11 protein-coding genes are annotated in these 12,489 nt (G+C 70.3%); 5 read left to right on the forward strand and 6 right to left on the reverse strand.

Annotated features, from left to right (window positions below; all coding sequences use genetic code 11):
• Positions 1-29: 29 nt before the first annotated feature.
• Complete coding sequence (locus AC1DSZ_RS04240) at positions 30-539, forward strand: OsmC family protein (protein WP_476837416.1); 510 nt, start codon at positions 30-32, stop codon at positions 537-539.
• Between the two features lie 46 nt (positions 540-585).
• On the opposite strand, the gene AC1DSZ_RS04245 is transcribed toward AC1DSZ_RS04240, so the two are convergent.
• The 4 genes from AC1DSZ_RS04245 to rsmI form a co-directional block, all read right to left on the reverse strand.
• A complete protein-coding gene (locus AC1DSZ_RS04245) occupies positions 586-2,298 on the reverse strand; it encodes a sulfatase-like hydrolase/transferase (RefSeq protein ID WP_476837134.1) in 1,713 nt (570 codons plus the stop codon).
• 76 nt (positions 2,299-2,374) lie between these two features.
• Positions 2,375-3,322, reverse strand: coding sequence for a glutathione synthase (gene gshB, locus AC1DSZ_RS04250; RefSeq protein WP_476837135.1), 948 nt, complete (start codon positions 3,320-3,322; stop codon positions 2,375-2,377).
• A 96-nt stretch (positions 3,323-3,418) separates the two neighbouring features.
• On the reverse strand, positions 3,419-3,799 hold the full coding sequence (locus AC1DSZ_RS04255; RefSeq protein WP_476837136.1) for a YraN family protein: 381 nt from the start codon (positions 3,797-3,799) through the stop codon (positions 3,419-3,421).
• The gene (gene rsmI, locus AC1DSZ_RS04260) at positions 3,800-4,720 is read right to left on the reverse strand and encodes a 16S rRNA (cytidine(1402)-2'-O)-methyltransferase (protein ID WP_476837137.1); all 921 of its coding nucleotides are present in this window, start codon (positions 4,718-4,720) and stop codon (positions 3,800-3,802) included.
• Between the two features lie 169 nt (positions 4,721-4,889).
• On the opposite strand from rsmI, the gene AC1DSZ_RS04265 reads away from it, so the two are divergent.
• From AC1DSZ_RS04265 to AC1DSZ_RS04280, 4 genes are all read left to right on the forward strand, one after another.
• A complete protein-coding gene (locus AC1DSZ_RS04265; protein ID WP_476837138.1) occupies positions 4,890-6,104 on the forward strand; it encodes a penicillin-binding protein activator in 1,215 nt (404 codons plus the stop codon).
• Between the two features lie 103 nt (positions 6,105-6,207).
• Entirely contained in the window at positions 6,208-6,828 is a 621-nt protein-coding gene (grpE, locus tag AC1DSZ_RS04270) for a nucleotide exchange factor GrpE (RefSeq protein WP_476837139.1), read from the forward strand.
• 332 nt (positions 6,829-7,160) lie between these two features.
• Positions 7,161-8,315 carry an aminotransferase gene (locus tag AC1DSZ_RS04275; protein ID WP_476837140.1) on the forward strand — a complete coding sequence of 385 codons (1,155 nt, stop codon included), beginning with the start codon at positions 7,161-7,163 and terminating at the stop codon, positions 8,313-8,315.
• The gene (locus AC1DSZ_RS04280; RefSeq protein ID WP_476837141.1) at positions 8,312-9,415 is read left to right on the forward strand and encodes an extracellular solute-binding protein; all 1,104 of its coding nucleotides are present in this window, start codon (positions 8,312-8,314) and stop codon (positions 9,413-9,415) included. Before AC1DSZ_RS04275 ends, AC1DSZ_RS04280 begins: the two co-directional genes overlap by 4 nt.
• 5 nt (positions 9,416-9,420) lie before the next feature.
• On the opposite strand, the gene AC1DSZ_RS04285 is transcribed toward AC1DSZ_RS04280, so the two are convergent.
• Positions 9,421-10,908, reverse strand: a complete 1,488-nt coding sequence (locus AC1DSZ_RS04285; RefSeq protein ID WP_476837142.1) for a phospholipase D-like domain-containing protein — start codon at positions 10,906-10,908, stop codon at positions 9,421-9,423.
• 85 nt (positions 10,909-10,993) lie between these two features.
• Positions 10,994-12,316 carry a bifunctional folylpolyglutamate synthase/dihydrofolate synthase gene (locus AC1DSZ_RS04290; protein ID WP_476837143.1) on the reverse strand — a complete coding sequence of 441 codons (1,323 nt, stop codon included), beginning with the start codon at positions 12,314-12,316 and terminating at the stop codon, positions 10,994-10,996.
• Positions 12,317-12,489 lie beyond the last annotated feature (173 nt).

Here is a 12,489-nt window from a genome sequence, read left to right on the forward strand (position 1 = left end):
CCCGCAGGGAGCAAACCATGTCCGACACGATCGACGCCACCGCGCTGCGCGCCATGCAGGCGCCCATCAAGGCCAAGTACAAGGACGCGCCGGACGCGGCCGTGATCACCCTGAAGGCTTCCGGCGAGATCGACGAAGCCAAGATCGCCTGCAAGGTCGAGACCGGCCGCGCCATCGCGATGGCGGGGCTGCACCCGGCCACGGGCGGTTCGGGCGCCGAGCTCTGCTCCGGCGACATGCTGCTGGAGGCGCTGGTCGCCTGCGCGGGCGTGACCCTGAAGGCCGTCGCGACCGCCCTCGAGGTGCCGTTGCGCAAGGGCGTGGTGCGGGCCGAGGGCGACCTCGATTTCCGCGGCACGCTGGGCGTCGACCGCGACGCGCCGGTGGGCTTCCGCGCCATCCGGCTCGCCTTCGATCTCGACACGGACGCCCCGCAGGAGAAGATCGACTCGCTGATCAAGCTCACCGAGCGCTATTGCGTGGTGTTCCAGACCATCAACACCAAGCCGCAGCTCAGCGTGCAGGTGAACCGGGGCTGAGGTGAACCGGGGCTGAGAAGCTGCCCACCAGGGGCTGCGCCCGCCCTCAGGGCAGGCGCAGCATGCCGGCGTCCGTGAGGCGGCGAAGCCTGCGGTCGACGGCCGTGCGGTCCGCGCAGGTGTGGAACCGGCCCTCGCAACTCTCCATCAGCTCACGCAGCTCCAGCTGCGTCGGGTCGAGCGCGATACCGGCCGCGTCGAGCGCAACCATTGGCACATAGCCGAGATCCAGGATCGGGTAGGCCGGAAGCGGCCGCTTCGGTTCGAGGTTGAGCAGCTCCACCGCATAATAGGTCTCGTAGGCCGGGGAGCCGAAGTCGTTCAGCAACGCGGTCCGTTGCTCGATCGGCAGGTGGTTCAGCGTGACGATGGGCTGGTGGTCGCCGAAATTGATCAGCACCGCTCCCCGCCCCCGCGTGTCCTGCCGCACCGCATCCGCGAAGGCGCGGAATTCCGCCCGCGATGAGGCGACCCGGCGCAGATATTCGAGCACGGACGGGTCCTCCGTCACGGCCCGGACCGGCGCCGCCGCCGACCCCGGGAACGCGAAGTCATAGGGCGCGTGCGCCTCCATGGTCATCACGAACACGAAGAGCGGCCCGCCTCCCGCGGCGCGTCGCTCCCGCATCACCCGCAGCGCGGCGGCGTAGTAGAAGCTGTCCGGCTCCTGGGTGGTGGGCGCGCCGATCGCCACGGAGTCCAGCACCTCGTCGAAGCCGAGCGACGACAGAAGCGGACCCTCGTCGTAGTTCTTGTATTTGAGCGGCGACACCGCGATCGTCCGGTAGCCGCAGGCTTTGAGGCGCGCCGGGAGCGCGTTGGTGGTGGCTCCTTGCATGAACCGCGCCGCATAGGGGCGCATCCAGCCGAGATCGGCCATCGACATGCCGCTCAGCACCTGCGCCTCGCTAACCCAGGTCGCCCCCGCGAAGGTCTCGACCCTGGCGCGGTGGGCCCGGCCGTCAAAAGAGCGGAAGCTGCGGTCCACGGCGTCCTGTCCGGCCGCCCAGCCCCATTCGGGGATCTGGGCCGGCATCACGGTGGACTCGCTGAGCACCATCACGACGTCGGGCGCGCTGGCGTCGACTGAGCAGGTCCACGCCGGATAGGGCGCGCCCGGCTCCTGCGCGGCGACGCGGTCCGCGAGCGGGCTTGGATGGAGCATCCGGATCAGATCCGGAGCGGAGCCGAGCACCGACGAGGCGAAGTGGCTGCGGCCCGTGTAGTAGGTCACGGACCCGGACGCGGCCGGCAATGTGACGACGGTCGCTCCGAAGCAGGCGAGCGACGCAACGAGCCCTACCTTGCGCGGCGTCGCGCTTGGCCGCTCGGAGATGAAGGCCGCGGTGAGCCAGGCGCCCGCCAGCAGGATGAGCGCCGCGACGCCGCTCACCGGCGCGGCGAACTCGCCCAGCAGGAACTCGATCGTGGATGTGTCCCGGAAATAGAACACGAGGTCATAGGTCGTCGCATTCACGGCCGTGAAGCGGTACTTGGCCGCCGACACCACCGTCACCAGCGCGATCAGGGCGACGCCGGCCTGGGCGGATGCAAGCGGGCGGCGGCTCAGGGCGTAAGCGAGGCCGATCAGCCCCAATGTGACGGCGGCCAGAAAGGGAAGCGAGGCCCAGTCCTGCTCGGCCCATAGCAAAGCGGGGAATCCGCCGAACACCGCGCCGAACTGGAGTTTCTGCCAGAGCGACGTCGCTGCCGGACGTCGGGGCGTGCTTCCGGCTGCAATCAGGGCTTGGGTGGTCAAGGCGCCGTCCTCTCGGGTGACGGCGTATCCTAACTACGGGTGAGTTTGCATTTGACTATTGTTTATCTCGGAAACTTCAGCTCCGGCCGACCTTGTCTTCGATGCACTCCCAGATCGAGACCGCGAGATCGGGGCCGCCGAGGCGCTTGATGGCGCGCAGGCCGGTGGGCGACGTCACGTTGATCTCCGTGAGGTTGCCGGCGATCACGTCGATGCCGACGAAGAGCAGCCCCATCTTGCGCAGATGCGGCCCAATCGTCTCGCAGATCTCGCGCTCGCGGTCGGACAGCATCGTGGTTTCGGCCGCGCCGCCGCGGACCATGTTGGAGCGGATGTCGTTTTCGGCCGGCACGCGGTTCACCGCGCCGAGCGGCTCGCCGTCCACCAGGATGATGCGCTTGTCGCCCTCGCTGACCTGCGGCAGGAACTGCTGCACCACCCAGGGCTCGCGGAACGTCACCGAGAACAGGTCGAACAGCGAGCCGAAATTTGGGTCCTTCTCGGCCACCTTGAACACCGCCGCGCCGCCATTGCCGTAGAGCGGCTTCATCACGATCGCGCCGTGCTCGGCCCGGAAAGCGTTGATGGCGTCCTTGTCGCGCGTGATCAGGGTCGGCGGCATCAGCTGCGGGAATTCGAGCACGAAGATCTTCTCGGGCGCGTTGCGCACCTGCGCGGGGTCGTTCACCACCAGCGTGTTGGGGTGGATGCGCTCCAGGAGATGGGTCGACGTGATGTAGGCGAGATCGAAGGGCGGGTCCTGGCGCAGCAGCACGACGTCCATCTGGCCGACGTCGCGGGTCTCCGCCTCCCCCAGCGTGACATGGTCGCCCTTCACGTCGCGCACCTGCACGGACTGCATCGGGGCCGTGACGGCGCCGTCGCGCATCGAGAGCTTGTCGGGCGTGTAGTAGAACAGCTTGTGGCCGCGCGCCTGGGCTTCCAACATGAGCGCGAAGGTGGAATCCCCGGCGATGTTGATGCGCTCGATGGGGTCCATCTGGACGGCCACGGTCAACGACATGGGGATCTCCTGGCAAGGCTGGCCGACGCGGCCGGCCGCACCTTCCACCGCTTCCCCGTGCGGCGCAACCCGGGGCGCGCTTGCGTGTTTGCAAGCCTAGAAGGTCAGCGGAAACGCATCAGGCACATGGCGGGGCCAGCGCCAGGGCGCGAGCAGCACCGCGTCGCAGCGCCAGGTGAGCGACGCCGCCCAGGCGTTGCGGACGATCCAGTGCCGCGCGGCGCGCACGAAGCGCCGCTGCTTGGTGGGACCGATGGCCCAGCCCGCGGCGTCCAGATCGCCCCGGGCCTTCACCTCCACGAACACGATGGCGTCGCCGCGCCGGCAGATGATGTCGATCTCGCCGCCGCCGCCGCTATAACGCCAGGCCAGCACCCTGTAGCCTTTCGCGAGCATGTACCCCGCTGCTGCAATCTCAGCGTGCATGCCTCGCCGCAGCGCCGCCCGACGGTCGGACGGAGCGCGGCGGCCGGCCACCTATTCCTTCACCAGCGCGACTGCGCGGGCGTAGACGCGCTTGCGCGGCATGCCGGTGTCCTGCGCGACGATCGCGACCGCGTCCTTCACGGAGAGCTTGGCGAGCGCTTCGCGCAGCTTGGCGTCGATTGCGTCGTCGCCCTGCGCCTGCGTTTCGGCCGCGTGCTGGGTCGGCGGACCGATCAGCACCACGATCTCGCCCTTGGGGGCATCCTCGGCGGCGTAGCGCTCGGCGAGCTCGCCCAGCGTGCCCCGGCGGACGTTCTCGAAATACTTGGTGAGCTCGCGCGCCACCGCGGCGTCGCGGTCGCCCAGCACGTCGCGGGCGTCGGCCAGCATGTCGGCGACGCGGCGCGGCGATTCGAAGAAGACCAGCGTGCCGGGCACGGGCCGCAGCGCTTCGAGCCGCTCACGCCGGCCGGCGCTCTTGGCGGGCAGGAAGCCCTCGAAGAAGAAGCGGTCGGTCGGCAGCCCGGCGACCACGAGCGCGGCCAGCACGGCGGACGGGCCCGGAACGCCCGTCACCGGAATGCCCTCCGCGACGGCCGCCTGCACGAGCTTGAAGCCGGGATCCGACACCAGCGGGGTGCCGGCGTCGGACACCAGCGCTAGCGATTCGCCCGCCTTGAGGCGCGCCAGGATGCGCGGCCGCATCTCCTCGGCGTTGTGCTCGTGATAGGGCGTCAGCGGCGTCGTGATGCCGTAATGGGCCAGCAACGTCTTGGTGACGCGCGTGTCCTCGGCCAGCACCGTGGCGGCGGCCGCCAGCGTGCCCAGCGCCCGGAACGAGACGTCGCCGAGATTGCCGATGGGCGTCGCGACCACGTGCAGGCCCGGCCGCAAGGTGGTGGCTTCGGCGCGCATGCCGAAAGCCGTGAAGCTGGATGAGCGCTCGCCCGGCGCGTGAGGGTGTTGCGTCATTGCCTCGATTCCCGTCCGGGCGACCATGGCACGCCCGCTTGCCCTTCGCAAAAGCCACGACGGCAGGTAAACACAAGCTGGAGCTGAAGCCGTCAGGCAGCCAGACCGCGTCGCGAGCGCGGCGCAGGCAGGACGGTGTTTCGCCGTCACGCCGCCGGAGGTTGCGCCCGTGTCCCATTCGACGAAAAACGCCAACGGGACATCGCGCGCAGGCGCGTTGCGCAACATCCTGGCCGCCCTCGTGCTCGGCTCCCTCGCCTCGGGATGCGCCGGCAACATGCCCGGCGTGGGCGGCGGCTTCGGCGCCGCGCCCGAGCCGGCCCCTGCGCCGGCCGCGCCCGCCATCGAGGCCGGGAAGCTGCGCGTCGGCCTCGTGCTGCCGCTCACCGGAGCGGGCAACGCCGCCGTGGCGGCCAGCTCGCTGCGCAACGCCGCCGACATGGCGGTGGCGGAGTTCTCCAACTCCAACGTCGCCCTGCTGGTGAAGGACGACCGCGGCTCGCCGGACGGCGCGCGCGAGGCGACCCAGCAGGCGCTCGGCGAGGGTGCGGAGGTCATCGTCGGCCCCCTCTTCGCCTCCTCCGTGCAGGCGGCCGGGCAGGTCGCCCGGCAGGCCGGCAAGCCCGTGATCGCGTTCTCGACCGACGCCAGCGCGGCCAGCCGGGGCGTCTACCTGCTCAGCTTCATGCCCGAATCCGAGGTGGACCGGATCGTCGAGTTCGCGGCCGCGCGCGGCAAGCGCTCCATCGCGGCCATGATCCCCAACACGGCCTACGGGACGGTGGTGACCGCCGCCTTCCAGGAAGCCGCGTCCCGCCGCGGCGTGCGCGTGGCGGCGCTGGAGCGCTACAACCAGGACAAGGCCTCCATCGACGTCACCGCCAAGCGCATCGCGGCCTTGGGCGACCAGGCGGACGCGCTGCTGATCCCGGATGGCGGCGAGGGCCTGGCGCTGGTCGGCCCGGCGCTGGCCGCCAACGGCGTCACGAATGCGCGCATGCAGTTCGTGGGCACGGGCCTGTGGGACGATCCGCGCGTGTTCGGCGCCAAGACGCTGCAGGGCGGTTGGTACGCCGCGCCCGACAAGGCCGGGTTCAACAATTTCGCCGCGCGCTACCGGGCGCGCTTCGGCAGCGACCCGACGCGCCTCGCCACCCTGGCGTATGACGCCGTGTTCCTCGTGAACGCGCTGAACGCCAAATACGGCGCGCAGGCCTTCAACGAGCCCACGCTCACCAATCCGGACGGCATCATCGGCACGGACGGGCTGTTTCGCTTCCGGCAGGACGGCGTGAACCAGCGCGGGCTGGCGGTGTTGCAGGTCGGAACCGGCTCTTCCAGCGTGATCAGCGCGGCCCCGCGGACCTTCGCGCCGGGCAGCTAACCTGCCTGCGCTGAAGCACGTTCGGCTCGTCGCTCTTGATTTTCACGGCGCGCAGGCTGATATCCCGGCCATCCCCAGTGAAAATGCGTGAACAAGCGACGCCATGACCCAACCTGATCCGCAGACCGAGACTCCCGTCGAAACCGGCGTTCCCGGTCCCGAGGCCTCGGCCGGCGATGCGCCCGGCGCCGAGGGCGAGCGCGACATCCATTCGGTGATCGAGGCGCTCAACGCCGAGAACACCAGCCTCAAGGACAAGGTGCTGCGCACCCTGGCCGAGATGGAGAACCTGCGCCGCCGCACCGAGAAGGAAGTGGCCGACGCCCGCACCTACGCGACCACCAACTTCGCCAAGGACATGGTGAACGTGGCCGACAACATGCGCCGCGCGCTGGAGAGCCTGCCCCCCGAGGCCGCCGCCGCCGCCGAAGGCGCGCTGAAGGCCGTGATCGAGGGCGTGGAGCTCACGGAGCGCGACCTGCTGAAGACGCTGGAGCGCCACGGCATCCGCAAGATCGACCCCAAGGGCGAGAAGTTCGACCCCAATTTCCACCAGGCCATGTTCGAAGTGCCGGACCCGTCCGTGCCGAACGGCACCGTGCGCGAGGTGGTTCAGTCCGGCTTCGTGATCGGCGACCGCGTCCTGCGCCCCGCGCTGGTGGGCGTCGCCAAGGGCGGCCCCAAGCCCGGCGCGGCCGGCGAGGGTGTCGACCGGCAGGTCTGAGGCGGGGACGGGAGAGGCTGGGCTACCCCCCCCTCCGCCTCCCCTCATTGCCCTCATCCTGAGGAGCAGGCCCCCTTGGGCCTGCGTCTCGAAGGACGAGGGGATCCAGGAAGCTCAACCACCGGGATCTCTGGAGGCCCTCCTCCTTCGAGACGCATCGCCAAGGGGCGATGCTCCTCAGGATGAGGTATTGGTGCGGTTAAAGAGATTAGGGTGGCCAGCCGCCCCCGTCCCGCATCGCTCCATCCCGCATCCCGCGGTGGAGCCGCCCGCCGGCGTCGTGCTAAGCACGGCGTTCCTGTCGCGGGGAGCGGCACACGAGCCGATCTGCCATGAATCCCATTCTTGCCGACCTGCCCACCACGGTTTTCGAGGTCATGTCGCGCCTCGCGCGCGAGACCGGGGCGATCAATCTGGGCCAGGGCTTTCCTGATTCGCCTGGCCCCGAGGACGTGCGCCGCGCCGCCGCCGAGGCGGTGATGACGGGTTGGAACCAATATCCGCCCATGATGGGCCTGCCCGAGCTCCGGCAGGCGGTGGCGACCCACTATGCGCACCACCAGGGCGTCACGCTCGACGCCGAACGCGAAGTCATGATCACCTCGGGAGCGACCGAGGCGCTGGCCGGCGCGCTGATGGCGATCATTGAGCCCGGCGACGAGGTGGTGCTGTTCCAGCCGCTCTACGACGCCTATCTGCCGCTCGTGCTGCGCGCCGGGGGCGTGCCGCGCTTCGTCCGGCTGCAGCCGCCGCACTGGCGCTTCACCGAGGCCATGCTCGCCGAGGTGTTCTCGCCGAAGACCAAGGCCGTGCTGTTCAACAACCCGTTGAACCCGGCCGGCGTCGTGTATTCGGCCGAGGATCTCGCCCTGCTGGCGAGGTTCTGCGTCCAGCATGACGCGGTGGCGATCTGCGACGAGGTCTGGGAGCACGTGGTGTTCGACGGGCTTCGCCACGCCACCATGCTGAACGCGCCCGGCATGCGCGAGCGGACGATCAAGATCGGCTCGGCCGGCAAGATCTTCTCGCTCACGGGCTGGAAAGTCGGCTTCGTGTGCGCCGCGCCCGAGATTCTACGCGTGCTCGCCAAGGCGCATCAGTTCCTCACCTTTACGACCCCGCCCAACCTGCAGGCCGCAGTCGCGTATGGGCTCGGCAAGGACGACAGCTATTTCACCGGCATGCGCGCCGACTTGCAGCGCAGCCGCGACCGTTTCGCGGCGGGCCTCGCGGAGCGCGGCTTTACGGTGCTGCCGAGCGCGGGCACGTATTTCCTGAACGTCGACATCGCGCCGCTCGGCGAGACGGACGACGTGGCGTTTTGCGAGCGTCTGGTGCGACAGCACGGCGTCGCCGCTATCCCGGTTTCGGCGTTCTACGCGCAGGACGCCATCCGCAGCGCCGTGCGCTTCTGCTTCGCCAAGGGAGACGCCGTGCTGGACGGCGCGCTGGACCGGCTGGACGGCGTCGCCCGGAAGGCCGCATGAGGGGCGCGGGGCGGCTCTTTCTTCACGCGCTCGCGCTCGTGCTGGCGGCCGGCTGCCTGGCGCCGTCGGCCCGGGCCGCCTCGCCGGCGAAAACCATCGCGATCTTCTCCTGGCCCGACTACTTCGACGTCGCCGTGCTGGACCGCTTCACCCGCGAGACCGGGATTTCGGTCGCGGTCGATCCCTATGACAGCGCCGACGCGGCCGAGCAGCGCGCGGGAGGCGGGCGCTATGACGTGGCGGTGTTGTCCGGTCCGGCCGTCTCGCGTCTCACCGCCAGAAACCTGCTGGCCCGGCTGGACCGGCTGCGGCTGCCGAACGCCAAGGGGCTTTCGCCCGAGATCGCCGAGAAGCTCCGCGTTTTCGACCCGACCGGAGCGACCGCGATCCCGTATGTGTGGGGGTCTTTCGGCATCGGGACGAATGTCCGCAAGGTGCGGGAGCGCCTCGGCGACAAAGCGTCGGGCGGCTGGGACATGGCGCTGCGGGCCGAGAACGGCCGCCTCAAGGATTGCGGCGTGGTTCTGGCCGACGCGCCGGACGATATCTACCCTTCCGCGCTGCGCATGCTCGGGCTGCCGCAGGACAGCCGCCGCATCGGCGATCTCGACCGGGTCACGGACGTGCTGTTCAGGGCGCGCGGGCAGATCGACAAGTTCGGAACGGCCGAAGCCGCAAACGGGCTGGCGAGCGGGGAGGCCTGCGTGGCGGCGGCCAGTTCGGCCGATATCCTGCTGGCGCGGCGTCGCGCCCGCGAGGCCGACAACGGCGTCGAGATCGCCTACACGATCCCGCGCGAAGGCGCGCCGATCTGGATCGACAGCCTCGTGATCCCGGCCGATGCGCCCAACCGCGACGCCGCCTACGCGTTCGTGGATTTCGTGCTCCGGCCCGAGATCGCGGCCCGCAACGCCGACGCGCTCGGCCTCGCGAGCGCCGTGCAGGGCGCGCGGGCGCTGATGAAGCCCGAGATCGCCAACGACCCGGCGGTCTACCCGCCGGCAGACGCGATGCGACGCCTGTTCGCGAGCCCGCCTTTCGACGAGCGGACGCAAAAGCAGGTCGCCCGGGGCTGGCAGAAGGTGAAGACCGGGAAGTGAGCCGTTTATTTGATCCGCTTCGGCTTGCGGCGCAGGCGCGAGGGCCAGAACGGCCGCCGCGGATCCAGCAGAAACGTCCCGAAGATCGGCCGCGTCGGCCCCTTGGTGCGCCAGCCCTCGAAACAGTGCAGTCGCCGCCCGTCGTGGCCCAGCGCGTCGAGCGCGTCCACGTAGGATCCGTGCCGCTCCACGGCGTCCCGCAGCGTGGCGGCGTCGGCCCCCACATGCTCGGCCATGAGCGTGTCGCGCACCCTCGCGATGGCGTCGCGATGCGCCGGGCGCATGCCCTCGATGGCGAGGTCGCACTCCGTGTCGAGCGCGATGGAGCGGTTGTTCAGGTTCGACGAGCCGATCCGCATGAACACGTCGTCGACGATAATGACCTTGGCGTGCACCATCACGTGCTGCTCTTCGCCCTTCCGGTCGGTCACGATCGGGAAGCAGACACGAAGCCGGCCATGATGGTCCGAGCGCTTGAGGCGGCGGATCAGCCGGTCGCGGTTGCTGCCCATGGCGTAATGCTCGACGAAGCCGCGCGACGCGCGGGTCATCACCACCACCACCTCGGGTCCGTCCGGCTTGGCCAGGAGCCGGATCAACGCCCGGCCGATGGCGGGCGTCGTCAGGTACTGCGCCTCGATATAGACGATGCGCTGGGCGGCGAGCAGCGCGTCCGTGTTGAGGGTCGCGACCTCGGTCACCTCCGCCCGTCCCGCATAGCCCGGCATGGTGCGGGCGACGCCCACGAAGGCGTCGCGGAAATCGGGCGCGACGTGATCCGGCCAGGGATCGTGCGACACCACCTCGGGGCGGGAGGTCTCGCCCGTCGCCACCGTCCAGCGCGCGCGGAACAATTCGGCGACCGCGCGGGCGGCGTCGCCGTCCACCGCCATTTGCACGTCGTGCACGGGGTCGTAGCGCTCGCCGTCGGGGTCGAGGCGTGCGGGATCCTCGGGCGCGTGCGGGTCGCGGTCCCAGCGGCCCACCGTGAGGTCGATGCCGCCCACGAAGGCGAGCTTGTCGTCCACGCAGACGATCTTCTGGTGATGCGCGGCGTAGAGCGGCTGTGTGTTGTCGAGCTTCAGCGTGATGCGCGGGTGCTTCAGCCATTCGCGGCCGATCAGCAGCTCGGTCGGCGCGCTGGGCGCGTGCACGACGGCGACCGACCACACGAGGATGCGCACCTCGAGCTGCGGGTTCGCCTCCACGAGCTGGAGCAGGAACTCGCCAAGCTGGGGCGACTCGCTCTCGGGGGCGTCCTGGCGCAGCCGGATGCGGCTGTCGAAATCCCAGCCGGCGATCAGCACGGAGCGGCGCGCCTTGCGCAGCGTCGCCTCCAGAGCGCCGAAATAGGCGGCGCCGTCCACCAGCACGGCGGCGCGGGGCGCAGCCTCGACGCGCCAGCAATTGCGGCCGGGCTGCAGGATCGGCTCGCGCCGGGCGGGAGCGTCGCTCTCGATGAGGTCGGCGTAGGCTTCGTCGATTTTCAGCACGGGCTCACGGGGCAAAGACGCGACGGGAAACTCTCGTGGCGGAAACTCTCTTTTTGCGGCCACGGTTCCGTCGGCGTCGCCCCGGTCAGGTCGGCGGCGTTCCGTTGGCGGCCAAAACCTCCCCCGCCAGATAGAGCGAGCCGCAGATCAGAACGCGCGGCGGGCTCGGCCAGGTGACCGCGCCGATGCGCGTCAACGCGGCCTCGATGCTGTCGGCCTGTTCGGCCTCCAGGCCCGACGCGCGCGCGATGGCGGCCACTTCGGCGGCCGGGCGCGCGGCCGTCTGGCTCGGCATCGGGATCGCGGTGACGGACTGCGCCAGCCCGGCGAAGGGTTCCAGGAAACCAGCAGAATCCTTGGTGCCCAGCATGGCGACCACCATCACGAGCGGACGCGGCCGACGCTCCTCGAATTCCGCCATGGCGGCGGCCAGCGCCCGGCCGCCATCCGGATTGTGGCCGCCATCCAGCCAGAGCTCCGCATCCGGCGGCAAAAGTGCGGCGAGCCGCCCCTTGGCGAGCCGCTGCAGGCGGGCGGGCCACTCGGCCCCTCCGATGCCGGCCTCGAACGCCTTCGGGGACAGCCGGCCGAAGCCCGCGGCCCGCAACGCCGCGATGGCGGTTCCGGCGTTGACGTGCTGGTGGCGTCCCGGCAGGCGCGGCAGCGGCAGGTCGAGCAGCCCGTCGTCATCCTGGTAGATCAGCCGGCCATTCTCCTCGCCCACATGGAAATCCTGCCCGCCGATCCATGTCCGCGCGCCGGTGCGGGCCGCCGCGCGCTCCAGCACCGCGAGCGCGTCGTCATGGTCCTGCGGGGCGATCACGCAAGGCGCGCCGCGCTTGAAGATGCCGGCCTTCTCGGCCGCGATCTTGGCGATGCTGTCGCCCAGATATTCCGAATGGTCCTGTGAAACCGGCGTCACTACGGCGGCCAGCGGCCGGTCCACCACGTTGGTGGCGTCGAGCCGCCCGCCAAGGCCGGTTTCCAGCAGCAGCACGTGGGCGGGCTGCTCGGAGAACAGCAAGAAGGCGGCCGCCGTGGTGATCTCGAAGATTGTGATGGGCGCGCCCTCGTTCGCGGCCTCGCAGCGGCGGAAGGCGTCCACCAGCAGCGCTTCCGGCACGAGCCGGCCGCCGCCGGGCGCGCCGATGCGGATGCGCTCGTGGAAACGCACGAGATGCGGCGACGTGTAGACATGCACGGCGAGGCCGGCCTCCTCCAGCACGGCGCGCATGAACGCAATGGTCGAGCCCTTGCCGTTGGTGCCCGCCACGTGGATCACGGGCGGCAGGCGCTTCTGCGGCTCGCCCAGCGCCAGCAGCAGCCGTTGCAGGCGGCCGAGCGACAGGTCGATCAGCTTGGGATGAAGCGCGAGGAAGCGCGCCAGAATCGCGTCCGAGGGCTCCATCCGGGCTCCTGCTGGGTGATGACCGTCGGCGAGGCGCCGTCGCCGGACCACTAGCGCCGCGCTCGGGGCGACGCAACCTCGCGCCCGACCACGTCTGGCCGAAACCGGCCGCGGCGGCGCAGCCGGTTGCCCTCCCGCCGGCGCGGGGCTACGAACAACCAAAGGGCCGCCGT

This window comes from Alsobacter sp. P4_H11, from assembly GCF_056400925.1.

Bases quoted from the DNA above. Each gene is read 5' to 3' on its own strand.
- rsmI (WP_476837137.1), bottom strand. From the start codon at position 4,720: ATGACGCAACACCCTCACGCGCCGGGCGAGCGCTCATCCAGCTTCACG.
- AC1DSZ_RS04280 (WP_476837141.1), top strand. From the start codon at position 8,312: ATGAGGGGCGCGGGGCGGCTCTTTCTTCACGCGCTCGCGCTCGTGCTG.
- grpE (WP_476837139.1), top strand. From the start codon at position 6,208: ATGACCCAACCTGATCCGCAGACCGAGACTCCCGTCGAAACCGGCGTT.
- AC1DSZ_RS04290 (WP_476837143.1), bottom strand. From the start codon at position 12,316: ATGGAGCCCTCGGACGCGATTCTGGCGCGCTTCCTCGCGCTTCATCCC.
- AC1DSZ_RS04275 (WP_476837140.1), top strand. From the start codon at position 7,161: ATGAATCCCATTCTTGCCGACCTGCCCACCACGGTTTTCGAGGTCATG.
- gshB (WP_476837135.1), bottom strand. From the start codon at position 3,322: ATGTCGTTGACCGTGGCCGTCCAGATGGACCCCATCGAGCGCATCAAC.